Annotated in this window: 19 protein-coding genes and 1 riboswitch; of the genes, 12 read left to right on the plus strand and 7 right to left on the minus strand. The window is 73.4% G+C overall.

What is annotated here, in order from left to right; genetic code table 11:
* The first annotated feature begins 81 nt into the window (after positions 1-81).
* Positions 82-1,086 (plus strand): LacI family DNA-binding transcriptional regulator, encoded by a 1,005-nt coding sequence (locus O7619_RS20590; RefSeq protein ID WP_282282823.1) that lies wholly within the window; start codon positions 82-84, stop codon positions 1,084-1,086.
* On the opposite strand, the gene O7619_RS20595 is transcribed toward O7619_RS20590, so the two are convergent.
* Entirely contained in the window at positions 1,083-2,567 is a 1,485-nt protein-coding gene (locus tag O7619_RS20595; RefSeq protein WP_282282824.1) for an RICIN domain-containing protein, read from the minus strand. The two genes, O7619_RS20590 and O7619_RS20595, sit on opposite strands and share 4 nt — an antisense overlap.
* Positions 2,568-2,745: 178 nt before the next feature.
* On the opposite strand from O7619_RS20595, the gene O7619_RS20600 reads away from it, so the two are divergent.
* The gene (locus O7619_RS20600; RefSeq protein WP_282282825.1) at positions 2,746-3,939 is read left to right on the plus strand and encodes an endo-1,4-beta-xylanase; all 1,194 of its coding nucleotides are present in this window, start codon (positions 2,746-2,748) and stop codon (positions 3,937-3,939) included.
* Positions 3,940-3,946: 7 nt separating this feature from the next.
* On the opposite strand, the gene O7619_RS20605 is transcribed toward O7619_RS20600, so the two are convergent.
* The 4 genes from O7619_RS20605 to O7619_RS20620 all read right to left on the minus strand — a co-directional run bounded on the left by O7619_RS20605 (position 3,947) and on the right by O7619_RS20620 (position 6,444).
* The gene (locus O7619_RS20605) at positions 3,947-4,507 is read right to left on the minus strand and encodes a hypothetical protein (protein ID WP_282282826.1); all 561 of its coding nucleotides are present in this window, start codon (positions 4,505-4,507) and stop codon (positions 3,947-3,949) included.
* 40 nt (positions 4,508-4,547) lie between these two features.
* A complete protein-coding gene (locus O7619_RS20610; RefSeq protein WP_282282827.1) occupies positions 4,548-5,075 on the minus strand; it encodes a hypothetical protein in 528 nt (175 codons plus the stop codon).
* Positions 5,076-5,144: 69 nt separating this feature from the next.
* Complete coding sequence (locus O7619_RS20615) at positions 5,145-5,870, minus strand: hypothetical protein (protein ID WP_282282828.1); 726 nt, start codon at positions 5,868-5,870, stop codon at positions 5,145-5,147.
* On the minus strand, positions 5,863-6,444 hold the full coding sequence (locus O7619_RS20620) for an RNA polymerase sigma factor (RefSeq protein WP_282282829.1): 582 nt from the start codon (positions 6,442-6,444) through the stop codon (positions 5,863-5,865). The genes O7619_RS20615 and O7619_RS20620 overlap by 8 nt, the downstream gene beginning before the upstream one ends.
* Before the next feature lie 62 nt (positions 6,445-6,506).
* On the opposite strand from O7619_RS20620, the gene O7619_RS20625 reads away from it, so the two are divergent.
* Complete coding sequence (locus O7619_RS20625) at positions 6,507-8,081, plus strand: FMN-binding glutamate synthase family protein (RefSeq protein ID WP_282282830.1); 1,575 nt, start codon at positions 6,507-6,509, stop codon at positions 8,079-8,081.
* Positions 8,082-8,205: 124 nt separating this feature from the next.
* Positions 8,206-9,429, plus strand: a complete 1,224-nt coding sequence (locus O7619_RS20630; RefSeq protein WP_282282831.1) for a sugar efflux transporter — start codon at positions 8,206-8,208, stop codon at positions 9,427-9,429.
* A gap of 85 nt (positions 9,430-9,514) precedes the next feature.
* Here the strand turns inward: O7619_RS20630 and O7619_RS20635 are convergent, their stop codons facing one another.
* Both O7619_RS20635 and O7619_RS20640 read right to left on the minus strand, forming a co-directional pair.
* Complete coding sequence (locus O7619_RS20635) at positions 9,515-10,165, minus strand: class I SAM-dependent methyltransferase (RefSeq protein ID WP_282282832.1); 651 nt, start codon at positions 10,163-10,165, stop codon at positions 9,515-9,517.
* A 209-nt stretch (positions 10,166-10,374) separates the two neighbouring features.
* Positions 10,375-11,244 (minus strand): LLM class F420-dependent oxidoreductase, encoded by an 870-nt coding sequence (locus tag O7619_RS20640; RefSeq protein ID WP_282282833.1) that lies wholly within the window; start codon positions 11,242-11,244, stop codon positions 10,375-10,377.
* Positions 11,245-11,338: 94 nt separating this feature from the next.
* Here O7619_RS20640 and O7619_RS20645 point away from each other — a divergent pair, with 94 nt between their 5' ends.
* The 8 genes from O7619_RS20645 to O7619_RS20680 all read left to right on the plus strand — a co-directional run bounded on the left by O7619_RS20645 (position 11,339) and on the right by O7619_RS20680 (position 25,686).
* Positions 11,339-11,569, plus strand: coding sequence for a DUF2188 domain-containing protein (locus O7619_RS20645; protein ID WP_282282834.1), 231 nt, complete (start codon positions 11,339-11,341; stop codon positions 11,567-11,569).
* 218 nt (positions 11,570-11,787) lie between these two features.
* Positions 11,788-17,253 carry a carboxyl transferase domain-containing protein gene (locus tag O7619_RS20650; protein WP_282282835.1) on the plus strand — a complete coding sequence of 1,822 codons (5,466 nt, stop codon included), beginning with the start codon at positions 11,788-11,790 and terminating at the stop codon, positions 17,251-17,253.
* A 144-nt stretch (positions 17,254-17,397) separates the two neighbouring features.
* Positions 17,398-17,790 (plus strand): SCO5389 family protein, encoded by a 393-nt coding sequence (locus O7619_RS20655; RefSeq protein WP_282282836.1) that lies wholly within the window; start codon positions 17,398-17,400, stop codon positions 17,788-17,790.
* Between the two features lie 173 nt (positions 17,791-17,963).
* Positions 17,964-18,542 (plus strand): copper chaperone PCu(A)C, encoded by a 579-nt coding sequence (locus O7619_RS20660; protein WP_282282837.1) that lies wholly within the window; start codon positions 17,964-17,966, stop codon positions 18,540-18,542.
* On the plus strand, positions 18,539-19,771 hold the full coding sequence (locus tag O7619_RS20665; RefSeq protein WP_282282838.1) for a Dyp-type peroxidase: 1,233 nt from the start codon (positions 18,539-18,541) through the stop codon (positions 19,769-19,771). Before O7619_RS20660 ends, O7619_RS20665 begins: the two co-directional genes overlap by 4 nt.
* 26 nt (positions 19,772-19,797) lie before the next feature.
* A complete protein-coding gene (locus O7619_RS20670; RefSeq protein ID WP_282288886.1) occupies positions 19,798-20,424 on the plus strand; it encodes a copper resistance CopC family protein in 627 nt (208 codons plus the stop codon).
* A 346-nt stretch (positions 20,425-20,770) separates the two neighbouring features.
* Complete coding sequence (locus O7619_RS20675) at positions 20,771-22,789, plus strand: bifunctional copper resistance protein CopD/cytochrome c oxidase assembly protein (protein ID WP_282282840.1); 2,019 nt, start codon at positions 20,771-20,773, stop codon at positions 22,787-22,789.
* A gap of 216 nt (positions 22,790-23,005) precedes the next feature.
* Positions 23,006-23,218, plus strand: a riboswitch (cobalamin riboswitch).
* 122 nt (positions 23,219-23,340) lie between these two features.
* Positions 23,341-25,686, plus strand: a complete 2,346-nt coding sequence (locus tag O7619_RS20680) for a ribonucleoside-diphosphate reductase subunit alpha (protein WP_282282842.1) — start codon at positions 23,341-23,343, stop codon at positions 25,684-25,686.
* Position 25,687 lies beyond the last annotated feature (1 nt).

The raw sequence follows: 25,687 nt of genomic DNA on the forward strand, positions 1-25,687 counted from the left end.
CGTAACTCGAAGTCAATCGGTATCGATAACGTTTTCGACACCGTCGGCACACGCCTCCTGACGCCCTCTATCATCGTCGGCGTGGCCTACCCGCAGCGCGTCAAGATGTCCGACGTGGCACGTACCGCCGGCGTCTCGGTGGCGACCGTATCAAAGGTTGTTAATGGCCGGTACGGCGTCGCCCAGGCCACCGTCGAGCGCGTGCAGCAGGTCATCCGCGAGCTCGGGTACGAGGCCGACCTGGGGGCGCAGAGCCTGCGCAGCCACCGCACGCACGTCCTGGGCATCCTGGTCGCGGAGTTCGAGCCGTTCTCCACCGAGTTGCTGAAGGGCGCCTCCCGGGAGGTCGCCGGCAGCGGCTACCAACTTCTCGCCTACTCCAGCGGCGACGGCGAGGCCGCCGCCGTCGGCTGGGAACGGCGGTCCCTGGCCCGCCTGTCCGGGACGCTCATCGACGGCGCCGTGATCGTCACGCCGACCGTGGTCGAGACCAAGCACGGCTTCAACGTGGTGGCCGTCGACCCGCACACCGGCCCCTCCGGCCTGCCCACCGTCGACTCGGACAACTTCGCCGGCGCCGTGCTCGCGACCAACTACCTGCTCTCCCTCGGCCACCGCCGGATCGGGCACATCAGCGGTCGGCCCGACCTGGAGTCGGCCCGCCTGCGGGAGGCGGGCTACCGGCAGGCCATGGCGGACGCGGGCGTCGCGGTCGACGAGCGGCTCGTGCGCGTCGGCGGCTTCCGGATCGAGGGCGCCGCCGGCACGGCGGCCGAACTGCTCGCGCTCCCCGACCGCCCGACCGCCATCTTCGCCGGGAACGACCTGTCGGCGATCTCCACGCTCGACGTCGCCCGCACCATGGGCATCCCGGTCCCGGACGAGCTGTCGGTGATCGGCTTCGACAACGTCCCGGAGTCGGCGCTCGTCAACCCGCCGCTGACCACGATCCGGCAACCGCTGCAACGCATGGGCGCCGAGGCGCTGCGCCTGCTGATCGACCTGATCGCCGGCGTCGACCGCGACGCGCACATCCGGCTGCCCACCGAGCTGGTGGTGCGGGCCTCCTGCCGAGCGCTCGACTAGACCGCCGCGCGTGACCACTGCTGGTTGCCGCCGGCGTTGCACGTGTACTGCTTGAGCACCACGCCGTCCGCGGTCGACAGGGCCGGCACGTCCACGCACTTGCCGCTGTGTCGCGCCCGGAGCTGGAACCAACCGCCGTTGGCGACCATCTGGAACTGCTGGTTGGCCCCGCCGCCGCAGGTGTACTGGATCAGCTCGGCGCCGTCGGCGGTGGACGCGCCCACCACGTCGAGGCACTTCCCGCTGTTGCGGCTGATCAGACGCCAGTAGCCGCTGCCGGCGTCGGCGAACTGCCACTGCTGCCACGGGTTGCCGTTGTACGTGTACTGGCCGACGCGGGCGCCGTTGTCGGTGTTCGGCGACTGGACGTCCATCGCCTTGCCGCTGTGGCGCACGGTGACCCGGTAGAACGTTCCGGTGGTCGGTGGCGGCGTCGTGGTGCCGCCGCCGACGGTGTCGCCCCAGCCGTAGCGGATCCGGTCGGCGCCGGAGGGGTTGCGCACGGTCAGGTTCAGGTCGGTGCCGCTGCCGCTGAGCGCGTACATGGAGTACCAGTCGTAGCCGATGCTGCCGGGCTTGCCGCCGAGCGCGGGCCAGTAGGTGCCACCCATCCGGTTGTCCCGCATGACCTGGGCCATGGCGCGGATGTACCGCACGAAGTTGTCGGTGCTGCCCGCGTCGGCGTAGTTGCGGCCGTCGTTCATCGGCGCGCCGAACTCGGTGGCGACCGCGCGGGAGGCGCAGTTGCCCAGGCGGGTCTGGATGTGGCTGCGGAAGGCGTCGTAGGTCATCTCGCCGTAGAAGAAGGCGTAGTAGTGGAACGAGAGCAACGTCGCGTTGAAGCGGCTGTCGTTGCAGATGTCCCGCAGGTCCTGGCTGAAGCCGGTGCCGCCGATGAGCACCCGGCCGGGCACCGCCGAGTAGTGGTAGCTGAGCCAGTCGGCCGCGACGTTGCGCCACTCCGCCGAGCTGTAGCCGTGCGGCTCGTTCATCGGCTCGAAGTAGACGTTGGGGTTCGCCCCGTACGTGTTGGTCACCGTGGACCACATCGCGTTCCACGCGGCGAGGTTGGTGATCCGGCCGCCGGAGGCGGCGCCGTCCTCCCAGTAGGCCAGGATGACCTTGAACCCGCGGGCGGTGGCGGCGTCGATGGCGCCCCGGTACGCCTCCCACCACGCCGTTCCCACGGTGTGGGTGTTGATGGGCAGTCGGACGGTGTTGACCCCCATGGTGGCGGCCATGTCGTCGTAGAGGGCGTTGGCCTTGGCCCGCACCGTCGCGTTGCTGTCGGACGAGCTGAGGCCCTGCACGACGAGGGGGCCGGTGCTGAAGTTGTCACCGAGCACGGCCCAGTTCATGCCCCGGAACCCGTCGGTGGCGGCGGCGGCCGGCGACGAGGCGACGACGACACCGCCCACCAGCGCGGTCACCGCGGCCACCAGCGCGACCAGCAACCGGTGTGACGGCCTGCTACGCCCCATCTCGTCCACGCGAACGACCTCCCTAGACAGATGGATATCGATGTTCGCGTTAACAATGTGGCATGTCAAGGTTTCGTGCCGACGAATTGATTGACGTGAGCGCTTCACCCGTCGTAACGTGCCGGTCGAGTTTCGGAAATTTTCCCGGAAGTTTCGCCACGCTTACCGGAAGGAACCCATGAAGCCGAGCCGCTGGATCGCCGCCGGCCTCGTCGCCGTCGCGACCGCCGCCGCCCTGAACGTCGCCCCCGCCACCGCCGGCAAACCGTACGACCCGACCGCGCAGAGCCTGCGCGACCTCGCCAAACGCCATGGCCTGTACGTGGGCACCGCCGTCGACATGGACACCCTGGACAACGCCGCCGAGCCGCGCTACCGCGAGCTGGCCGGCTCCGAGTTCTCCACGGTCACCGCGGAGAACGTGATGAAGTGGGAGAGCCTGGAGCCCACCCGGGGCACCTACAACTGGGGGCCGGCCGACGAGCTGGTCGCCTTCGCCCGCCAGCACCACCAGCGGGTCCGCGGCCACGTGCTGGTCTGGCACAACCAGCTACCGACGTGGCTGACCAGCGGCGTCGCGGACGGCTCGATCGACGCCGCCGAGCTGCGCCGGATCCTGCGCGACCACATCACCGCCGTGGTCCGCCACTTCAAGGGCCAGATCTGGCAGTGGGACGTGGTGAACGAGGCGGTCAGCGACCCCTGGGACACCCCGTCCACCCTGCACTACAAGGGTTTCTGGGCCGAACACCTCGGCCCCGGCTACGTCGCGGACGCGTTCCGCTGGGCCCGCGCCGCCGACCCGAAGGCGCTGCTGTTCTACAACGACTACAACATCGAGGCCTTCGGCTCCGGCAACCCGGCCGACGACAAGACGCAGTTCGTCTACGAGATGGCCCGGGACCTGCGGGCCCGGGGCGTGCCGATCGACGGCGTCGGCAGCCAGGGCCACCTGGGCACCCAGTACGGCAACTACGACACCCTCCAGGTCGTCGCCGCGCTGCGGAAGTTCGCCGGCCTGGGGCTGGCGACCGCGTTCACCGAGGTCGACGTGCGCAGCCAGATGACCGACGGCGTCCAGGCCGGTGACTCCGCCGAGATCAACCCACGTCTACAGGCGTCCGCGGCCAACTTCAGCACGCTGCTGCGGGCCTGCCTGGCCGAGCGGCACTGCCTGTCGTTCACGCTCTGGGGCTTCACCGACAAGCACTCCTGGGTGCCGGGCGCGTTCTCCGACCCGCCGGAGGGCCTGGCCACCGTGTACGACGAGAACTACCAGCCGAAGCGGTCGTACCAGGAGTTGAAGGCCGACCTGATCTACTCCGGGCCGCCGTTCGTGCTGCCCCGCGTGCCGCAGCGACCGCACCGGTAGGCCGGGCTTACGCTGACCGGCGGCGACCGAGTTCCGACTCCAGCCGCCGGATCAGCGTGCGGCGGGACCTACCGCCACGTTCCCGGCGCAGCGCCGCGTCGAGCTGGCGCGTGTCGAGGCCCCGCACCAGCTTGACCGCCTCGGCCACCGGCAGCTCGTTCACCCGCTCGGCGGCGGTCGCGTCCCGGCGCGCCCGCTTCGCCGGGCCGGTGTTCGACACGTACTGCCGGCCGGAGCGCGAGGCGCGCCGCTTGCGGGTGTCGGTGGCGCGCCGCTCGGACTCCGACATCTCCTCCCATGCCTGTTTGGGCAGGTAACGCTCGGTTTCGCCGTCGTGTCGCGCGCGCGTCCCGCCCGAGCGGGTCTGCCACCGCTCGCCGCCCCACCGTTGCAACGAGCGCTGCCGCGCGTCCTTCGGTCCCTCGAAGCCCCCGCCCTGCTTCTTGTACTCGTTCGTCAGCAGTTGCGACTTACGGGCCGACCACTGCCCGGGCCGCCCGCCCTTGTCGGCGGCCCTGATCTCCTCCTTGAGCCGTTCCCGCAGCTCCGGCTTCGTGTACTTCGCCATGACCCGGCGTTACCCGCACCGGGCGCGGCCATGCCCCGGCTCAGCCCGCGGCCCGGTAGGTCAGATCCATCGTGTCGGACCGGCCGGACCAGTCCAGCCGCAGGTGCCAGCAGCCGGCCGCCGGCAGGTCGACGATGGACGGCCCGGGACCGCCGGCGACCTCCCGGACCACCCGGCTGCCGTCGGCGTCCCGCGTCGCGGTGATCACCAGCGTGGTCGGCGCGTCCGGGTCGGGCGAGGCGGACACCGGGCGACCCACCCAGAGGATCTTGTTGGTCGGTCCCTCGCCCCGACCGACGGTCAGCGGGTGCCCGAACAGGATCGCGACGATCCCGCCCCGGTCGCCGAGGACGTGCGGCATCCGGGTGTCGCCGCTGAACCCGGTGTCCGCCCAGTCCGGCAGCCGGCCGGTCGCCACCGCCGAGTGGCATCCGGTCGGCGGGGCCGGCGTCGACGGTGCGGGCGCGGCGCGGGTCGTCCCGGCCGGCGGCGGCGCCGACCGGCCTCCACTCCCACAGCCGGCCAGCACCAGCACCGACACCAGCAGGAACCGGCCCGAACGCGACATCACGCCACCCCCGATCGACGACGAACCCCTCAGCACCAGGACACCGGCCGGGCCGCGTGGGTTCCCACCTCACTCCAGGGAGCCCGCGATGTCGAGCGCCTCGTCCCGGGTGAGGTCGCCCTCCAGCCGGTAGCTCACCCCGGCGTCCTGCCAGATCAGCGTCGCGGCGGACAGGCGGGCGGTGGCCAGCCGCACCGTCCCGCCGCGATCGACGTACGCGAGCGTGTGCGGGCCACCGACCCAGATCGCGAAGTCGCCGTGCACCGACGTGAACGTCACGTCCGTGCCGGCCGCCTGCTTGTGGAACGCGATGTCGAGCGAGCCGTCGAAGGCGTCCAGGCGCACCGCGCCGCCCCGCCAGAGCAGGCTGGCGACCCGGTGCGCGCCGGCGCCGTCCGGGTCGGCGACCAGCACCCGCTCGGGAACGCCGAGGCGGGCCGGCACCCGGATCGGGAACCGGACCTGCCGCTGCGCCTGGACCAGGGCGACCGGACGCTGCCCCGGCAGCGGCGACGGGGCACCGGTGGGCGGCGGCGGGGTGGCCGAGGTGTCGATGACGACCCCGGAGAACCGCAGCAGGCCGGCGACCGCGTCGGCGAGGGCGGCGCGGCCCGGCGGCAGCGCCGCCACCAGCAGCGCGGCGAGCGCGGCGGCCAGCCAGTATCGCCACCGCCGTCGCGGCGAGCGCGGCGGCGGCGCGGCGAGGCGGGCGCGCACCGCGGCGGTCACGTCCGGCGGCGCGGCCGGCTCCAGCCAGGCCGGCAGGTCACGCAGCTCCCGTTCCAGCTCATCCACGGTGGGCCACCTCACGGTCGAGCAGGCCGCGCAACTTCGCCAGGGCGCGGTGGGTCCGCGACTTCACCGTGCCCCGGGGCAGCCCCAGCACGGTCACGGTCTCCTCCTCGGTGAGGTCGAGCAGGTAGCGGCAGGCGATCACCTCGCGGTCCCGCGCCGGCAGCCGGCGCAACGCCGCCACCAGCGCGGCCCGGCGTTCGGCGGCCAGGACCGCGTCGAGCCCGTCGTCGCCGGCGGCCTCCGGGACCGCGGTCGCGGCCCGCAGGGCCAACCCGTCCCGCCGGCCGCGCGACCGGTGCAGGTTCCGGGTCTCGTTGGCCACGATCGCGAGCAGCCAGGACCGGAACGTCGCGTCGCCCCGGTAGCGGGACAACTTCCGGTACGCCTTGACGAACGCCTCCTGGATGACGTCCTCCGCGTCCGGCCCGGCGCCGAGCAGCACCGCCGTCCGGTGGGCGGGCGCGGTGTGCCGGGCGACCAGGAGGTCGTACGCCTCCCGGTCACCGGCGCGTACGCGGGTGACGATCTCCTCGTCGTCCAGGGCAACCTCCGCCTCGGTCCACTTTCCTGACACCGCTCGCGCCGGCCGGGTTCCCGCCGAGTTTGACCGGCGACCGGCGCGGAAAGAGAGGCGGGATGAGCTGGGCAAGAAGAGCCGTACCCACCGCCGTCGCCGCCGTCGCCGCGCTCGCCGCACGGGACCTGCTGCAACGTGACCACGCGCTGCGGCGCAACTTCCCCGTCCTGGGCCGCGCCCGCTACCTGCTCGAGTCGATCGGGCCCGAGCTGCGGCAGTACATCGTCGCCGGCAACGACGAGGAACGGCCGTTCACCCGCGACCAGCGGCGCTGGGTGTACGCCTCGGCGAAGCAGGAGAACAACTACTTCGGGTTCGGCACCGACAACGACATCGAGCACACCCGCGGCTACCCGATCGTCAAGCACCGCACGTTCGGCCGGGCCGTGCCGCCGTCGACGCCGGCCGCCGGGCACGACGTGGCGCTGCCCTGCGCCAAGGTGCTGGGCGCGGCCCGCGGGCGGGCCGGGGCGTTCCGGCCGGAGTCGGTGGTCAACATCTCCGGGATGAGTTTCGGTTCGCTGTCCGGCAACGCGGTCGAGGCGTTGAACCGGGGCGCCGCGCTCGCCGGCTGCCTGCACAACACCGGCGAGGGCGGGCTGTCGCCGTACCACCGCCACGGCGGTGAGCTGGTCCTCCAGCTCGGCACCGCCTACTTCGGCTGCCGGGACGAACACGGCCGGTTCAGCCTGGACCGGCTCCGGGACCTGGTGGCGGGCGCGCCGGTGCGGGCGCTGGAGATCAAGCTCAGCCAGGGCGCCAAGCCCAGCCTGGGCGGCCTGCTGCCGGCGGCGAAGGTCTCCGCCGAGATCGCCGCCACCCGGGGCGTCCCGGTGGGGCGGGACTGCGTCAGCCCGTCGCGGCACGCCGAGTTCTCCGACTGCTACAGCCTGCTGGACTGGGTGGAGCTGCTCGCCGCCGAGACCGGCCTGCCGGTCGGCATCAAGTCCGCGGTCGGCGACCTGGGCTTCTGGGCGGAGCTGACCACGCTGATGCGCGACACCGGCCGCGGCGTGGACTTCGTGACCGTGGACGGCGGCGAGGGCGGCACCGGCGCCGCCCCGCTGATCTTCAGCGACTCGGTCTCGCTGCCGTTCCAGCAGGGCTTCTCCCGTGTCTACCGGACATTCGCCGAGCGTGGCCTGCACGAGCAGGTGGTGTTCGTCGGCGCCGGCAAGCTCGGCCTGCCGGACAACGCGGTGGTCGCGTTCGCGCTCGGCGCCGACATGGTCAACGTCGGCCGGGAGGCGATGCTGGCGATCGGCTGCATCCAGGCGCAGAAGTGCCACACCGACACCTGCCCGACCGGTGTCGCGACCCAGAACGCCTGGCTGGCCCGGGGCCTCGACCCGGCCCGCAAGTCGGTGCGGGCGGCCAACTACGTCCGCACGCTGCGCCGCGACCTGGTCAAGGTGGCCGAGGCGTGCGGTGTCGAACACCCCGGCCTGATCGGCACCGACTCCGTCGAGATCGTCGACGGCCGGACCTCCTCCACCCCGCTGGACCAGGTGTACGGCTACCGCCCGGAGTGGGGCCTGCCCTCCCCCGCCGACCAACGGGAGATCGTCGCGCTGATGACCCCCGCTTCACCGCGCGGCAGCAGCGCACCCCCCTCCCCCACCGCCGTCGGCTGAGGCCGAAGGCGGGGCCCCCGGTTAACGCCTCAGGTATAGGCGGGGCCCCCGCTTAACACCCGGCCCGTGCGGCGGCTGGGAAATGCGGTTCGGCGTGTCGGGGGCAGGGCGTAGCGTGCGCCGCATGGCTGTGGACACCCAGCCGGCGGTGCGCGCCGGCCCCTTCCGGCTGCTGCCGCTGGCCCTGCTGTTCCTCACCGTCGGCCTGTCCGTCGCCGTGGTCATGCCGTTCCTGTCGCTGTTCCTCAACACCGAGGTCCAGGCCGATCCGGTGCGGGTCACCGTGATCCTGGTCGTCGCGCCGCTGTCCGGGGTGGTGGTCGCCTCGCTCGTCGGCCGCCTGTCCGACCGGTGGCCGATCCGCCGCAGGCTGCTCATCGGGGCGGCGCTGGCCGGGGTGGTGGGCACCGGCCTGATCGCGTTCGTCCGCGACTACTGGATCCTGCTGGCGCTGACCATGACCGCCATGGCGCTCGCCAACTCGGCGTTCCCGCAGTCGTTCGCCTACGCCCGCCAGCTCCTCGACCGGGACAGTCCCGGGCGGGCCGCGCTGGGCATCAGCGCGATGCGTACCGTCTTCTCACTGGCCTGGGTCGCCGGGCCGCCGCTCGCCGCGGCGCTGCTCTCGACCGGCGGCTTCCGGCTGCTCTACGCCACCGCCGCCGCGATGTACGCGCTGGCCGCGCTCGTGGTCGTGGCCCGGCTGAAGGAGCTGCCCCTGCCGCCGCGGCCGGCCGCCGACGAGGAGGGCGTCCACCCGCCGGGCGCGTCGCGGTGGCGGCTGGCGCTGACCGTGGTCACCTTCACCATGTTGCAGTGCCCGATGACGCTCGGCGTGCAGGTGCTGCCGCTGTTCATCGGCCGGGAGCTGCGCGGCGACCCGGCGGACGCGGGTCTGGTGCTGGGCCTCTGCGCGGCGCTGGAGATCCCGCTGATGCTGGGGCTGGGCGCGCTCACCGCGCGGTTCCGGCTGCGCGCGCTGATCCTGGTCGGCGCCGGCTGCGGCGTGGTCTACTACCTGATCGCCGCCGGAGCGTCGAGCGTCGGGGTCCTGCTGCTCGCGCAGCCGGTCAACGCGCTGTTCATCGCCGCCGTCTCCGGCGTCGCCATCGCCTACGTGCAGGACCTGCTGCCGGGGCAGCCCGGCCGGGCCACCACGCTGTTCACCAACTCGTTCCCGATCGGCGCCATGCTCGCCGGCCCGCTGCTCGGGCTCTCCGCGCAGGTCGGCTTCCGGTGGGCGTACGGCATGAGCGCGGCGTTGTGCGCGGGCGGCCTGCTGGCCCTGGCGCTGACCCGGCCCCGGCCGCCCGCGCCGGCCCAGCAGCCCGTGCCGGTGCCGGCCTGACCGCCTGCGCCGACCCGACCGCCCGTGTTCGGGTGCGTCGGTGGTCGCCGGGGCGACCGCCGACGCGCCCGGACGGCGTACGCGGTCAGCGGCGGCGGGCCAGCACCACGTGGTCGACGAGTTCCCCGGTGTGGCCGTCGTGGGTGGCGATGCGACGGAACTCGCCCAGCCGCTCGGTCTCCCAGCCCGCCCGGTCGAGGGCCATCGCGGCGAGGATCTCCTCCGGGCTGGCGAACCGCGGGTCGTCGGGGTCGAGCCCGGACCACGGCGGCGGCGCGCCGTGCTCGACGACGAGCAGCCGCCCGCCTGGAGCGACCGCCCCGGCCGCCCGGGGCAGCACCCTCTCCCGGGGCAGGATCAGCGGGGACTGGAAGAACTGGGCCGACACCAGGTCGAAGCGGCCGGCCGGGAAGTCGTGCAGCACGTCGTGCCGGGCGGTGGTGATCCGGTCCGCCACGCCCGCCCGCGCGGCCTCGACCGCGAGCCGCTCCAGCGCGACGGTCGAGATGTCCACGGCGGTGACCCGCCAGCCGCGGGCGGCCAGCCAGATCGCGTCGCCACCCTCACCGCAGCCCAGGTCGAGCACGGTGCCGGGCGGCAGTTCGGCGGCCACCTCGGCGAGCACCGGGTTCACCTGGCCGCTCCAGATCCGGTCCGACTGCCCGTAGCGCTCGTCCCAGAACCGGGTCGGGTCGGTGTCCGCCGGCGGGTCCTGCTGGTGGTGGTGCCCGGTCATGCCTTGCCTCCTTCGCCCCCGGGCCTCCAGGTGGCCCGGCCCCGCCATCGTGCGCCAGGGTCCAAACGAACGGCAAGCTTCCTTGCCACCCCAGCAAATCCCCACCCCACCAGGTGCGCCAGATTCACGGAAAGTGTGGCTATCCGACGTCGGATAGCCACAGTTTCCGTGAATCTGCGCGGCGCGGGCGAGAGGCGAGGGGTGAGGGGTCAGGGGAGGGTGGCTAGTTTGGGGAGGATCTCGTCGGCCAGGCGGCGGGTGAACTCCACCGGATCGCGGTCCGGCACCGTCTGCACCTCGGTCACGCCCAACTCCGCGTACTCGGCCACCTCGGCGAGGAACGCGGCCCGGTCATCCAGCGGTGAGCGGCTGACCAGGACCGTCTTCTCGATCTCGTGATAGTCGCGCCCCTCGTCGGCGCAGTGCCGGCGCAGCACGTCGAGCTTGTGCGCCACCTCGTCGCGGCCGGCGCCGAACAGGTTGCAGGCGTCGGCGTAGCGGGCCACCAGCAGCAGCGTCTTCTGCTCGCCGCCACCGCCCACCATGATCGGCGGGTGCGGGCGGGTCAGCGGCTGGGGCGAGTTGAGCGTCTCGGCGAGCCGGTGGTGACGGCCCTCGAACGGACCGTCGTCGTCGCTCCACATCTGCTTGCAGATGCGCAGCGTCTCCTCCAGGCGCTCGAACCGCTCCGCCATCGGCACCACCGGCACGCCCAGGCCGCGCTGCTCGCGCTCGTACCAGGACGCGCCGATGCCGAGCCGGGCCCGGCCGCCGGAGAGCACGTCGAGCGTCGAGACGATCTTGGCGAGCAGGCCCGGGTAGCGGTACATCACGCCGGTGACCAGCACGCCCAGTGTCATCCGCCGGGTCAGCGCCGCCACGTACCCGAGCGTGGTGTACGCCTCAAGCATCGGCTCGCTCGCCGGCGCCATCGCCTCCATCTGGAAGTAGTGGTCCATCACCGTGAACGAGGCGACCCCGGCCTGCTCGGCGAGGGCGGCGGTCTCGGCAAGCGTCGGCGCGATCGCTGCCGGGTCGGCCGGCGTGGAGTAGGTCCAGTAGTGCAGTCCGAGCTTCATCATCGGCACCTCCGGATCGAGCCTAGGCAGGATTAACGCACCGCGCGCGGGGGCAGACACTTCCCATCGGCCACGGATCGAGGGAGTTGACGGCATGGCGAAGGGTGACATCGACACCTACCAGCAGGACGGGCAGTGGAAGAACCGCCCGGAGGGCAACGAGCGGGCGAGCAGCCGGCACGACACGAAGGCCGAGGCCGAGGCGGCCGGCCGGGAGATGGCGGCCGACCGCGGCACCGAGCACGTGATCAAGAAGCAGGACGGCACGATCGGGGAGAAGAACACGTACCCCCGCAGCCGCGACCCTCGGGAGATCCCGGGCTGAACCGGTACGTCGCTTACCGCCGCACGACGCCGGACCTGCGGGGACCCGGCGTCGTCCGCGTTTCGGCTAAAAAGTTTTGTTCGGTTCCCACAACGCTCTCCGCTCCGGTTCGGCGGTTACGGCATGGCGCCGCCCGCTCGCAGACGGAAAGGTGAGGCAGGCCGGAGCATCGCCGCCACCCGGCGTTCCACCGTGGGTCTACCGAAGGGGACGGTCACGTGTTCACCCGTGTCGCCATCGTCAACCGTGGTGAGGCCGCCATGCGGCTCATCCACGCGGTCCGTGAGCTGGCCGCGGAGACCGGCAGCCGGATCGAGACCGTCGCGCTCCACACCGACGTCGACCGCACCGCCACCTTCGTCCGCGAGGCGGACGTCGCCTACGACCTGGGGCCCGCGTCCGCCCGCCCGTACCTCGACCTGAAGGCGCTGGAGCGCGCGTTGGTGGAGACCGGCGCGGACGCCGCGTGGGTCGGTTGGGGGTTCGTGGCCGAGGATCCGGCCTTCGCCGAGCTGTGCGAGAAGGTCGGCGTCACGTTCGTCGGGCCGAGCCCGGAGGCGATGCGCAAGCTCGGCGACAAGATCGGCTCCAAGCTGATCGCCGAGGAGGTCGGCGTGCCGGTCGCGCCGTGGAGCCGCGGCGCGGTGGAGAGCCTGGAGGCGGCGCTGGCCGCGGCGGCGCAGATCGGCTACCCGCTGATGCTGAAGGCGACCGCGGGCGGCGGCGGGCGCGGCATCCGGGTGATCCGCAGCGACGCCGAGCTGGCCGACGCCTACGAGCGCACCAGCCAGGAGGCGGCGCGGGCGTTCGGCAGCGGCGTGGTGTTCCTGGAGCGCCTGGTCAGCGGCGCCCGGCACGTCGAGGTGCAGGTGATCGCGGACGGGCAGGGCACCGCGTGGGCGCTCGGCGTCCGGGACTGCTCGGTGCAGCGGCGCAACCAGAAGGTGATCGAGGAGTCGGCGTCGCCGGTGCTCGCCCCGGAGCAGGCCGCCGAGCTGAAGGCGTCGGCGGAGCGACTGGCGGTGGCGGTCGGCTACCGCGGCGCGGCGACGGTGGAGTTCCTCTACCACCCCGGCGACCGGATCTTCGCCTTCCTGGAGGTCAACACCCGGCTCCAGGTGGAGCATCCGATCACCGAGGCGACCACCGGGTTCGACCTGGTCAAGGCGCAGCTCCACGTGGCCGGCGGCGGGCGGCTCACCGGCGGGCCGCCGGCCGAGCGCGGGCACGCCATCGAGGCGCGGCTCAACGCCGAGGACCCGGACCGGGACTTCGCCCCCTCCCCCGGCCGGATCACCCGGCTGGACCTGCCCGCCGGGCCGGGCATCCGGGTGGACACCGGGGTCAGCGAGGGCGACACCATCCCGGCCGACTTCGACTCCATGATCGCCAAGATCATCGCGTACGGCCGGGACCGGGACGAGGCGCTCGGCCGGCTGCGCCGGGCGATGGCGAACACCACCGTGGTGATCGCCGGCGGCGCGACGAACAAGAGCTTCGTGCTCGACCTGCTCGACCAGCCCGAGGTGATCGACGCCAGCGCGGACACCGGCTGGATCGACCGGGTCCGCGGTGAGGGCCGGCTCGTCGCGCACCGGCACTCCGCGGTGGCGCTGGCCGCCGCCGCCATCGAGGCGTACGAGGAGGACGAGGCCGCCGAACGGCAGCGGCTGCTCTCCACCGCGGCCGGTGGTCGGCCCCAGGTGCAGCACCGCAGTGGCCGGCCGCTCGACCTCAAGCTGCGCGGCGCGACCTACCGGATGCGGGTCGCCCGGGTCGGCGCGCACCGGTTCCGGGTCGGCGTCGAGGCCGGCGGCGACACGGTCACCGCCGACGTCGAGCTGGAGCGTTTCGACAGGCACACCGGCCAGATCGTCGTCAACGGTGTCCGCTACCGCCTGCTCACGGGCACCCACGGCCCGATCCACCTGGTCGAGGTGGACGGCGTCACGCACCGGATCAGCCGGGACGAGGGCGGCGTGCTGCGTTCCCCGATGCCGGCGCTCGTCGTCGCCACCCCGCTGGAGATCGGCGCCGAGGTCGAGGCCGGCGCGCCGGTGCTGGTGCTGGAGGCGATGAAGATGGAGACGGTGCTGCGGGCGCCGTTCCGGGCCCGCCTCAAGGAGTGCGCCGTCGCGGTGGGCACCCAGGTGGAGGCCGGCGCGCCGCTGCTGCGCCTGGAGCCGGTCGCCGAGGAGGAGGCCGGGGCCGTCGCCGCGGTCGAGCCGGCGGCCGAGCTGGACCTGCCCGCCGCCGCCGGGGACGTGCCGGCGCGCAGCCGGGCCGAACGCGGCCGGGAGGACCTGCGCGCCCTGCTGCTGGGCTTCGACGTCGACCCGCACGACGAGCGCCGGGTGCTCGACGACTACCTCGACGCGCGGCGGGCGGCCACCGACGCCGGGCACCGGCCGCTGGCCGAGGAACTGGAGCTGGTCGAGGTCTTCGCCGACCTGGCCGAGCTGAGCCGCAACCGGCCCGGCGGCGAGGACACCCCGAGCGGCCACCTGCACAGCGCCCGCGAACACTTCCACACCTACCTGCAGAGCCTCGACGTGGAGCGGGCCGGGTCGCCGGAGTCGTTCCGGACCCGCCTGGCCCAGGCGCTGGGCCACTACGGCGTCACCGAGCTGGACCGTACCCCCGCGCTCGAGGCCGCGGTGTTCCGGATCTTCCTGGCCCAGCAGCGGGCCGCCGTCGACGCCGCCGCGATCGCCGCGCTGCTGCGGTCGTGGCTGCGGGAGCCACCACCGGACGAGGCGCTGCGCGAGCCCGCCGGCCTCGCGCTGGAACGGCTGGTCTCGGCCACCCAGGTCCGCTTCCCGGTCGTCGCCGACCTGGCCCGGGGCGTGGTGTTCGCCTGGTTCGCCCAGCCGCTGCTGCGCCGCAACCGGGCCAAGGTCTACGCGCGGGTCCGGACCCACCTGCGGCACCTCGACGACCAGCCCGACGCGCCGGACCGGGCCGAGCGGATCGCCGAGATGGTCCGCAGCACCGAGCCGCTGGTCCGGCTGCTCGGCCAGCGGCTGGTGCGGGACAACCTGGACAACGTGCCCATGCTTGAGGTGCTGACCCGCCGCTACTACGGCAACCGGGCGCTCACCGGTGTGCGCACCCACACCGCCGGGGACTGCGTGTTCGTGGTCGCCGGCCGGGCCGCGTCGACGGTGGTCTCCACGGCGGTACGGTTCGACGCGCTCGGCGACGCGCTGCGGGGGCTGGCCGAGGTGGCCCGGGACGCCGAGGCGGTCGACGCCGACGTCTACCTGGCCTGGGAGAGCCAGCCGGAGGACCTGGCCGCCATCGCCGCCGCGCTGCTCGACGTGGTCAACGCGCACCCGCTGCCGGACCGGGTCCGCCGGCTCACCATCACCGTCGCCGGCCGCAGCGGCGCGGTGATGCACCACCACTTCACCTTCCGCCCGGACGTGGCCGGGACCCGGATGGTCGAGGAACGACTGATCCGCGGCCTGCACCCGTACATCGCGCAGCGCATGCAGATGGAACGGCTGCACGGGTTCGACCTGACCCGGCTGCCGTCGCTGGACGAGGAGGTCTACCTCTTCCAGGCGGTCGCCCGGGAGAACCCGTCCGATCAGCGGCTGGTGGCGTTCGCGCAGGTGCGGGACCTGACCGGGCTGCGGGAGCAGGACGGGCGACTGGTCGCGCTGCCGACCGCCGAGGACACGGTCGCCGCCTGCATCGACTCGATCCGCCGCGCGCAGTCCCGGCGGCCGTCGAAGGTCCGCTTCCCCACCAACCGGATCGTCATCTACGTGTGGCCGCCGAGCGAGCTGACCCGCGAGGAGATGGAGCTGATCGCCGGGCGGATGCGCCCCACGACGATCGGCGCCGACCTGGAGGAGGTCCTGTTCATCGCCCGGCAGCGCGACCGGCGCACCGGCGAGCTGACCAAGGTCGGCGTGCGGATCACCTTCGACGTCGCCGGACGCGCCGAACTCACCATCGGCGAGCCGCCGACCGGGCCGGTCGAGCCGCTCGACGACTACCGGCTCAAGGTGCTGCGGGCGGCCAGCCGCAACACGGTCTACCCGTACGAGCTGACCGGCCTGCTCGGCGACTTCGCCGAGCACGACCTGGACGCCGACCACGTGCTGGTGCCGGTGGACCGCCCGAAGGGGCGCAACACCGCGGCGATCGTGGCCGGCGTGGTCACCACGCCGACGCCCCGGCATCCGCAGGGGGTGACCCGGGTGGTGCTGCTCGGCGACCCGACGAAGTCGCTCGGCGCGCTCTCCGAGCCGGAGTGCCGGCGGGTCATCGCCGCGCTCGACCTGGCGGAGCGGCTGGGGGTGCCGCTGGAGTGGTACGCGCTCTCCGCCGGCGCCCGCATCTCGATGACCTCGGGCACCGAGAACATGGACTGGGTGGCCGCCGCGCTCAAGCGGATCGTCGAGTTCACCCAGGCCGGCGGTGAGATCAACATCGTGGTGGCGGGCATCACCGTGGGCGCCCAGCCCTACTGGAACGCCGAGGCGACGATGCTCATGCACACCAAGGGCGTGCTGGTCATGACGCCGGACTCGGCCATGGTGCTCACCGGCAAGCAGTCGCTCGACTTCTCCGGCGGCGTGTCCGCCGAGGACAACTTCGGCATCGGCGGCTACGACCGGGTGATGGGCCCGAACGGGCAGGCCCAGTACTGGGCGCCGGACCTGCCGGCGGCGCGCGACGTGCTGATGGCGCACTACGACCACACGTACGTCGCGCCGGGCGAGGACGCCCCGCGCCGGGCCACCACCACCGACCCGCTGGACCGGGACGTCTCCACCTTCCCGCACACGGTGGCCGGGAGCGACTTCGCCACCGTCGGCGAGATCTTCTCCGCCACCGCGAACCCGGACCGGAAGAAGCCGTTCGACATCCGTACGGTGATGCGGGCCCTGGCCGACCAGGACCACCCGGTGCTGGAGCGGTGGGCCGGCATGGCCGACGCGGAGACCGCGGTGGTGCAGGACGTGCACCTCGGCGGCATCCCGGTGTGCCTGCTGGGCATCGAGTCGCGGTCGGTGCCCCGGCACGGCTTCCCGCCCACCGACGGCCCGGACACCTACACCGCGGGCACGCTGTTCCCCCGCTCGTCGAAGAAGGCGGCGCGGGCGATCAACGCGGCCAGCGGCAACCGGCCGCTCGTGGTGCTGGCCAACCTGTCCGGCTTCGACGGCTCGCCGGAGTCGATGCGCAAGCTGCAACTGGAGTACGGCGCCGAGATCGGCCGGGCGATCGTGAACTTCCGCGGCCCGATCGTCTTCTGCGTCATCTCCCGCTACCACGGCGGCGCGTTCGTGGTGTTCTCCAAGGCGCTCAACCCGGCCATGACGGTGCTGGCGATCGAGGGCTCGTACGCCTCGGTGCTCGGCGGCGCGCCGGCCGCCGCCGTGGTGTTCGCCGGCGAGGTCGCCGCGCGCACCGCGGCCGATCCCCGGGTACGCGACCTGGAGGGCCGGGTCGCGTCCGCCGCCGGTACCGAACGCGCGACGCTCACCGCGGAACTCGACGAACTCCGCGCGTCGGTGCGCGCCGAGAAGCTGGGCGAGGTGGCCACCGAGTTCGACCGGGTGCACAGCATCCAGCGCGCGGTCGAGGTCGGCTCGGTGGACGCGGTGATCCGCGCCGCCGAGCTGCGTCCCCGGGTCATCGCGGCGATCGAGGCACGCCTGGGCTGACCGCTGTTCCACCGCGACGGCGGACGGGCCATCCGGCCCGTCCGCCGTTTCGCGCGCGGTGGTGCTTGACCGGGTCGCGATCCCCGTGGTCTGCTCTCCGTATCGCTTAATGGAAACGGTTGTCGTTTCCGATCGGAGGAGATCATGTCGCTCACCGTTCCACCCGCCCTGCTGCACGCCGCCGAGACCGGGCCCGTCGAGGAGGAGGCGTTCGTCGCCTGCGTCCGCGACTCCCTGCCGTACGCCTGGGAGACCGTCAGCCGGGTGGTCGCCGACCTGGAGACGTCCGACGCCGACTTCACCGACAACGTCGTCCCGCCGCCGGGCGAGACCGAACGCGGTCAACTGCTGCGCGCGCTCGCCAGCGACGCGATCCGCGCCGGCCTGGAACGCCACTTCGGCGTGAAGCTGGCGTTCCAGAACTGCCACCGGGTGGCCGCGTTCCGACCGTCCGCCACCGACTCCGAGGCGTACCGCCGCTTCACCTCCAGCCGCGGCCAACTGCTCAACCAGTCCCCGACGCTGCGCAACTGCTGACCGACGGCTCTGGGTGCGTTTGTTGTCGCCTGAGCGACCACAAACGCACCCGGACCTCGACCGGGCTGCACCCGGGGAAGTCGGCGCGTGACGTGACCGACCGCACCGGGTGGAACTAACCGCCCCTCGACCTCGACCAACGGTACGAACACTCATCGTCGAGGGGAAACGTCATGCCCAGCACCACCAGCGGCCGGATCCGGCGCCCGGCGGCCCTGATCGGCGCCGCCCTGCTGGCCGCGTCCGTCGCCGCCTGCGGCTCCGCCGACGGCTCGTCCACGGCCGCGACGCTCCCGTCGGCGTCGGCGAGCGCGACGGCCGGGGTGCTCGGCATCAGTGACCCGTGGGTGAAGGCCGCCGACAAGGGCATGACCGCGGCGTTCGGCACCCTGGTCAACGACGGCGACGCCGACGTGACGATCACCGGGGCGGCCAGCGAGGTCTCCCCGATGGAGCTGCACGAGATGACCATGAAGGACGGCACGATGGTCATGCAGCCCAAGGAGGGCGGCATCGTGGTCAAGGCGCACTCCCGGGCCACGCTGGAGCCCGGCGGCGACCACCTGATGCTGATGAACATCGCCAAGCCGGTGCGGGCCGGTGACGAGCTGACCTTCACGCTCACCTTCGCCGACGGCCGCACCCAGACGTTCACCGCACTGGCGAAGCCGTTCACCGGCGCCCAGGAGTCCTACGCCCCCGGCCACGGCGACTCCCCGATGCCGGAGATGAACATGAGCCCGGCCGCATGACCGGGAGTTCCTCCACGGACCGTGCGGTGAGCCGGCGCGGCCTGCTCACCGGCGGCGCGCTCACCGTCGGGGGCGCGCTGGCCGGCGCGGGCGCGGTCGCCGCCGCCGGTCCCGCCGATCCCGGGGTACGCCCCACCGAGCCGGTTCCCGTCGCCCGGGTCGGCGACGCGGTCGAGCCGTTCCACGGCACCCGGCAGTCCGGGGTGACCACCGAACCGCAGGCGCACGCCGCGTTCGTGGCGTTCACCCTGAAGCCCGGCGTCGACCGCGCCGTGCTCGGGCGGATGCTGCGGCTGCTCTCCGACGACGCGGCCCGGCTCACCCAGGGCCGGCCGGCGCTCGCCGACACCGAACCGGAACTCGGCCTCCTGCCGGCCCGGCTCACCGTCACGTTCGGCTTCGGCCCCGGCCTCTACGCCGCCGCCGGGCGCGACGACCGCCGGCCGCCGTCCGTGGCCGAGCTGCCGGCGTTCCGCGTCGACCGGCTGCAACCGCGCTGGTCGGGTGGGGACCTGCTGCTCCAGATCTGCGCCGACGACCCGCTCACCGTCGCCCACGCCCAGCGCGTTTTGGTCAAGGACAGCCGCCCGTTCGCCGGCGTGCGCTGGGTGCAGCAGGGCTTCCGGCGGGCCGCCGGGGCCGAGCCGGGACGCACCCAACGGAACCTGTTCGGCCAGCTCGACGGCACCGCCAACCCGAAACCCGGTGCCCCCGTCGACACCGCCGTCTGGGTGATCGACGGACCGGAGTGGCTACGCGACTCCACCACCCTCGTGGTGCGGCGGATCAGCATGAACCTGGAGACCTGGGACCTGCTGGGCCGCGCCGACCGGGAGGTCGCGGTCGGCCGGCGGCTGGACACCGGCGCGCCGCTCACCGGTGCCGCCGAACACGACGAGCCGGACTTCGCCGCGCTCGGCGAGGACGGGCTCACCGTCATCCCGGACTTCTCGCACCTGACCCGGGCGCGGGTCACCGACGACCGGCAGAAGATCCTGCGCCGGCCCTACAACTACGACGGCGTGCCCACGGCCGAGGGACACGCGGACAGCGGCCTCGTCTTCGCCGCGTACCAGGCCGACATCGCCCGCCAGTATCTGCCCATCCAGCGCCGGCTGGCCGAACGGGACCTGCTCAACGAGTGGACCACCCCGATCGGCTCGGCCGTGTTCGCCGTACCGCCCGGCTGCCCCGACGGCGGCTGGATCGGCCAGCAGGCGCTCGGATGACGACGACCCGGAAGGCCCGGCCCGACATGCGTACCCGTATCGTCGCCACCCTCGCGGTGGTGCTCACCGCGCTGCTGCTGGCGCCGGCCGCGCCCGCCGCGGCGCACAACTCGTTACAGGCGGCCACACCCGCCCAGGACGCCCGGCTGACCACCGCGCCGACCACTGTCACGCTGCGGTTCGCGCAACGGTTGAATCCGGAGTTCACCACCATCGTGCTCAGCGACGCCGACCGGCGGAAGGTGCCCACCGGCGCGCCCACCGTGGACGGTACGGCGGGCCGCGTCACCATCGACGGGCCGCTGCCCAACGGCGCCTACACGGTGGCCTACCGGGTGGTCTCCGCCGACGGCCACCCGGTGCAGGGGTCGTACCGCTTCACGGTCGCCGACCCGGCCGCGTCTGCCACTCCGGCGGTACCCGCCGCGTCCGGGGCTTCCGGAGCGTCGGGCGCGCCCGGGCCCAACGGGGAGCCGGGCGGGTCCGGCGGGGAGCCGGGCGAGTCCGGGGCGCGCGCGGGCGCCGGCGCGGCGGGAAGCCCCGAGTCCGCCGGGGACGGCCCGCCGGTGGCCCTGCTGGCCGGCGGGGTGATCGTCGCCCTGGCCCTGGCCGGTGCGGTCGTGCTGCTGCTCCGGCGTCGCCGCGCCTCCTGAACACCGAGGCCGGAGCCGCCCCCGGCCGACCGATCCGAAACCAGGTTTCCGCATCGTGCACCAGCCCACGCCATCGTCCCCGCAGTCCCCCGAGCGGCCCGACCGGTCCGAGACGGTCCCTGCCGAGGCGCTTCCCGCCGAACCGGCGACCGCCAAACCGGGACCGGCCAAACGAGGACCGGCCGAACGAGCGACCGCCGAACCAGTACCGGCCGAACCGGCGACCGCCGAACCAGGACCGACCGAACCAGAGCCGACCGAACCAGGAACGGCCGAACCGGGACCGGCCGAACGAGGACCGGCCGAACGAGCGACCGCCGAACCAGGACCGGCCGGACCAGGAACGGTGGGAAGGTCGACCGGCCGACCGGGTGCCGGTGGCGGGGCGGGGCCGGTCGGCGGCTGGCTCGTCGGGCTGGTGGCGGTCGGCTCGGCGGTGGCCGTACTGCTGCTCGCGCTGCGGGCCGGCGGCGCGCTCGCCGCCGCGATCCCCGGTCTGCCCGACCCCGGGCCGGTCACCACCTGGGCGCTGCCGCCGGTCCGGCTGCTCGTCGACGGGCTGGCCACGCTCACCGTCGGATTCGCGGTGACCGCCGCGTTCCTGCTGCCGGGCGACGGTACGAGCGTGTCCGCGCACGGCTGGCTGCTGCTGCGCCGCGCCGGGCTGGCGGCGGCCGGCTGGGCGGTGGCCGCGCTGGCGCTGCTGGTGCTGACCGTTTCCGATCTGCTCGGCGTACCCCTGGACCGGCTCGGCACGGCGAGCGTGGTCAGTTTCGGCACGGACATCTCGCAGGGGCAGTCGTTGCTGGCGCAGGCGGGGCTGGCCGCGGTGGTGGCGGTGGCGGCCCGGGTCGGCGTGTCCCGCCGGACGGCCGCGCTGGTGTCGGCGCTCGCGCTGGTCGGGCTGCTGCCGCCGGCGTTGACCGGGCACGCCGCCGGGGCGGGCAACCACCAGATCGCGGTGTCCAGCCTGGCCCTGCACGTGCTCGCCGCCGCGCTGTGGGCCGGCGGCCTGGCCGCGCTGCTGATCATCAGGCGGAGCCGGCACCTGCCCGGGGCCGCCGCGCGCTACAGCCGGCTCGCGCTCGCCTGCTTCGGGACCGTCGCGGTCAGCGGGGTGGCGAACGCGGCGGTGCGCCTCGGCGCCGTCGACCAGCTCTGGCGGTCCGGCTACGGCGCGCTGGTGCTCGGCAAGTTGGGCGCGCTCGTGCTGCTCGGCCTGCTCGGCGCGGCGCACCGGCGGCGTACCCTGCCGGACCTGGCCGCCGGGCGGCGCGGCGCGTTCACCCGCCTGGCCGCCGGGGAACTTGTCGTCTTCGCCACCACGATCGGGCTCGCGGTGGCGTTGTCCCGCAGCCCGACGCCGGTGGTCGAGCCGGCGGACGCCGACCCGGTGACCGCGGTGCTCGGGTTCCCGATGCCGGCCGCGCCCACCGCGGCGCACCTGCTCGGGCAACCGCTGCCCGACCTGTTCTTCCTGACCGTGACCGTGGTCGGCGTCGGCGGCTACCTGGCCGGGGTGCGCCGGCTGCGCCGGGGCGGGCACCACTGGCCGGTGGCGCGCACCGCGAGCTGGATCGGTGGCCTGCTGGTGCTGGCCGCCGCCACCGGCCTCGGCTTCGCCCGCTACGCCTACGTGCTGTTCAGCGCGCACATGGCCCAGCACATGGTGCTGTCCATGGTGGTGCCGGTCCTGCTGGTCGGCGGCGCACCGGTCACCCTCGCCCTGCGGGCGCTGCGCCGCCCGACCGAGCCGGAGGTACGCGGGACCCGGGAGTGGTTGCTGCGCGCCCTGCACAGCCGGGTGACCCGGCTGCTCACCCACCCGCTGGTGGCGCTCGGCGTCTACGTGGCCGGGCTGTTCGGCCTCTACTTCAGCGACCTGCTCGGCACGCTGATGCGGTCCCACCTCGGCCACCTGGCCATGCTGGGGCACTTCGTGCTCTCCGGCTACCTGCTGTTCTGGGTGCTCATCGGCATCGATCCGGGGCGGCCCCGGCTCCCCCACCCGATCCTGGTGCTCCTGCACCTGGCCGCGATGATGGCGCACGGCTTCTTCGGCCTGGCGCTCATGCAGACCACCACCGTCATCGCCCCGGACTGGTATCTCGGCGTCCACCCGGACTGGGCGTCGTCGCTGCTGACGGACCAGAAGCTGGGCGCGGGCATCGCCTGGGCGTTCGGTGAGATTCCCGCCGCCGTCGTGATGGTCCTGCTGGTCCGGCAGTGGATCCGGGCCGACCAGCGCGAGCAGCGCCGGGTCGACCGGGCCGCCGACCGGGCCGAGGCGACCGGCGAGGACGACGACCTGGCCCGGTACAACGCGTTCCTGGCCGCCACCGCCCGCGGCGGCGACCGGAACTGATCGGGACGTCGGCGGGAACTTCCGCCCGGCGCGGGCCGACCATTCCAGCGGGAGACGGCAACCGCGCAGCGCCGCCCCACCCGCACCGACCGCCGCGTGCCGGAGTGTTAAGCGGGGGCCCCGCCTCTACCGAATGCGTTAAGCGGGGCCCCTTCCTTCGGGTCGACACGCGCGGGGGGCGAGATGTGGTGTTGCGTGGACACGGGCACCGCCATATATGGTGGTGCCGCAGCTGGTTCGGCCGCGCCCCGCGGGTGTGGTCGAGGCAAGAGGGAACCCGGTGCGAGTCCGGGACTGCCCCGCAGCGGTGAGTGGGAACGACCGCCGTCATCAGCACTGGGCCACCGGCCTGGGAAGCGACGGCCAGTAGGCGACCGAACCCGGTCCGGCCCGCGAGTCCGAAGACCTGCCAGCGCGCCGCGCGCCACCGCGCGCGGCGGTCGAAGGTCGCGCGGGACGACCGACGCCAGCAGCCGGGCCGGCCGTCGTGCCGCGCCCGTTGGCGTTCTCCCGCCGTCCGAGGCCATCGCCAGTGACAGCGAGGAGAGGTCATGACGGTCGTGCGGGAGAGCCCCCCGGAGCAGCGCCGGTCGGCGATGCGGGTCCGCAAGCGGGACGGCGACACCGAGCCGGTCGACGTCAACCGGATCGTCCGGGCGGTCGAGCGTTGGGTCGCCGACCTGGACCAGGTGGACCCGCTGCGGGTGGCCACCAAGACGATCAGCGGGTTGTACGACGGGGCGAGCACCGCCGAGCTGGACCGGTTGTCGATCCAGACCGCGGCGGAGCTGATCGGTGAGGAGCCGCAGTACTCGAAACTGGCGGCCCGGCTGCTGGCCGCGTACGTGCACGAGGAGGTCCGCGGGCAGCAGGTGGAGAGCTTCAGCCAGTCGATCGCGTACGGGCACGGTCTCGGGCTGGTCGGCGACGACACCGCCGCGTTCGTGGCCCGGCACGCCGGCGCGCTGGACGACGCCGTGGACCCCTCCGGCGACCTGCGGTTCGAATACTTCGGGCTGCGCACGGTGGCGGACCGCTACCTGCTGCGGCACCCGCAGTCGCGGCTGGTGGTGGAGACGCCGCAGTACTGGCTGCTGCGGGTGGCGTGCGGGCTGTCGCAGACGCCGGCCGAGGCGGTCGGCTTCTACCGGCTGATGTCCACCCTGGCCTACCTGCCCAGCTCCCCCACCCTGTTCAACTCCGGCACCCGGCACACCCAGATGTCGTCGTGCTTCCTGGTCGACTCGCCGCGCGACGAGTTGGACTCGATCTACGAGCGCTACCACCAGGTGGCGAAGCTGTCGAAGTTCTCCGGCGGCATCGGCATCTCCTGGTCGCGGGTGCGCGGCCGGGGCGCGTTGATCCGGGGCACGAACGGGCGCTCCAACGGCATCGTGCCGTTCCTCAAGACGCTCGACGCCGGGGTCGCGGCCGTCAACCAGGGCGGGCGGCGCAAGGGCGCGGCCTGCGTCTACCTGGAACCGTGGCACCCGGACGTGGAGGAGTTCCTGGAGCTGCGGGACAACACCGGCGAGGAGTCCCGGCGGACGCACAACCTCAACCTGGCCAACTGGATCCCGGACGAGTTCATGCGCCGGGTCGAGGCCGACGCCGACTGGTCGCTCATCGACCCGTCCGACGCGCCGGAGCTGCCCGACCTGTACGGGGAGGCGTTCGACGAGGCGTACCGGGCGGCGGAGAAGAAGGCCGTCCGGACGGTGAAGGCCCGGGACCTGTACGGGCGGATGATGCGCACGCTCGCGCAGACCGGCAACGGCTGGATGACGTTCAAGGACGCCGCGAACCGGCTGTCCAACCAGACCGGCGAGCCGGGGAACGTCATCCACCTGTCCAACCTGTGCACCGAGATCCTGGAGGTCAACGACGACGCCGAGACGGCGGTGTGCAACCTCGGCTCGGTGAACCTCGGCGCGCACGTCAGCGCCGGGGGCGTCGACTGGGAGAAGCTGCGGGCCACGGTGCGCACGGCGGTGGTCTTCCTCGACCGGGTGATCGACATCAACTACTACCCGGCCGCGCAGGCGGCGGCGTCGAACCCGCGCTGGCGGCCGGTCGGACTGGGGTTGATGGGCCTTCAGGACGCGCTCTTCACGCTGCGCCTGCCGTTCGACTCGGCGCAGGCGCGGGAGCTGTCCACCCGGGTGCAGGAGGAGATCTTCCTGACCGCGCTGGAGACGTCCGCCGGGCTGGCCGAACGGTTCGGCCCGCACCCGGCGTACGACCGGACCCGGGCCGCGAAGGGCGACCTGCACCCGGACCTGTGGGGCGCGGAGCCGTCGCAGACCGCCCGCTGGACGGCGCTGCGCGAGCGGATCGCCGCGCACGGGCTGCGCAACTCGCTGCTGGTGGCGATCGCGCCGACCGCCACCATCGCCTCGATCGCCGGCTGCTACGAGTGCATCGAGCCGCAGGTGTCCAACCTGTTCAAACGCGAGACCATGTCCGGCGAGTTCCTCCAGGTCAACACATATCTGGTGCGGGAGCTGAAGGCGCGCGGGCTGTGGACGCCGGCGATCCGGGACCGGATCAAGCGCGCGGAGGGCTCGGTGCAGGGCATCGACGAGTTGCCCGCCGAGGTGCGGGAGCTGTTCCGCACCGCGTGGGAGCTGCCGCAGCGGGCGCTCATCGACCTGGCCGCCGCCCGCGCGCCGTTCGTCGACCAGTCCCAGTCGCTGAACCTGTTCCTGAGCGCGCCGACGATCGGCAAGCTCTCCTCGATGTACCGGTACGCCTGGCAGGCCGGGCTGAAGACCACGTACTACCTGCGGTCGCGTCCCGCGACCCGGATCCAGCAGGCCACGGTGCCGGCCCCGGTCGTGGACGCGGCGGCGGCCTGTTCCCTGGAGAACCCCGAGAGCTGCGAGGCCTGCCAGTGAC

Source organism: Micromonospora sp. WMMD998 (assembly GCF_029581235.1).
Lineage (GTDB): Bacteria > Actinomycetota > Actinomycetes > Mycobacteriales > Micromonosporaceae > Micromonospora.

Excerpts from the sequence above, each read along its gene's own strand:
- O7619_RS20595 (WP_282282824.1), bottom strand. The coding sequence starts at position 2,567 with ATGGGGCGTAGCAGGCCGTCACACCGGTTGCTGGTCGCGCTGGTGGCC.
- O7619_RS20645 (WP_282282834.1), top strand. The coding sequence starts at position 11,339 with ATGGCGAAGGGTGACATCGACACCTACCAGCAGGACGGGCAGTGGAAG.
- O7619_RS20605 (WP_282282826.1), bottom strand. The coding sequence starts at position 4,507 with ATGGCGAAGTACACGAAGCCGGAGCTGCGGGAACGGCTCAAGGAGGAG.
- O7619_RS20625 (WP_282282830.1), top strand. The coding sequence starts at position 6,507 with ATGAGCTGGGCAAGAAGAGCCGTACCCACCGCCGTCGCCGCCGTCGCC.
- O7619_RS20665 (WP_282282838.1), top strand. The coding sequence starts at position 18,539 with ATGACCGGGAGTTCCTCCACGGACCGTGCGGTGAGCCGGCGCGGCCTG.
- O7619_RS20635 (WP_282282832.1), bottom strand. The coding sequence starts at position 10,165 with ATGACCGGGCACCACCACCAGCAGGACCCGCCGGCGGACACCGACCCG.
- O7619_RS20660 (WP_282282837.1), top strand. The coding sequence starts at position 17,964 with ATGCCCAGCACCACCAGCGGCCGGATCCGGCGCCCGGCGGCCCTGATC.
- O7619_RS20670 (WP_282288886.1), top strand. The coding sequence starts at position 19,798 with ATGCGTACCCGTATCGTCGCCACCCTCGCGGTGGTGCTCACCGCGCTG.
- O7619_RS20630 (WP_282282831.1), top strand. The coding sequence starts at position 8,206 with ATGGCTGTGGACACCCAGCCGGCGGTGCGCGCCGGCCCCTTCCGGCTG.
- O7619_RS20640 (WP_282282833.1), bottom strand. The coding sequence starts at position 11,244 with ATGAAGCTCGGACTGCACTACTGGACCTACTCCACGCCGGCCGACCCG.
- O7619_RS20655 (WP_282282836.1), top strand. The coding sequence starts at position 17,398 with ATGTCGCTCACCGTTCCACCCGCCCTGCTGCACGCCGCCGAGACCGGG.
- O7619_RS20610 (WP_282282827.1), bottom strand. The coding sequence starts at position 5,075 with ATGTCGCGTTCGGGCCGGTTCCTGCTGGTGTCGGTGCTGGTGCTGGCC.
- O7619_RS20600 (WP_282282825.1), top strand. The coding sequence starts at position 2,746 with ATGAAGCCGAGCCGCTGGATCGCCGCCGGCCTCGTCGCCGTCGCGACC.
- O7619_RS20680 (WP_282282842.1), top strand. The coding sequence starts at position 23,341 with ATGACGGTCGTGCGGGAGAGCCCCCCGGAGCAGCGCCGGTCGGCGATG.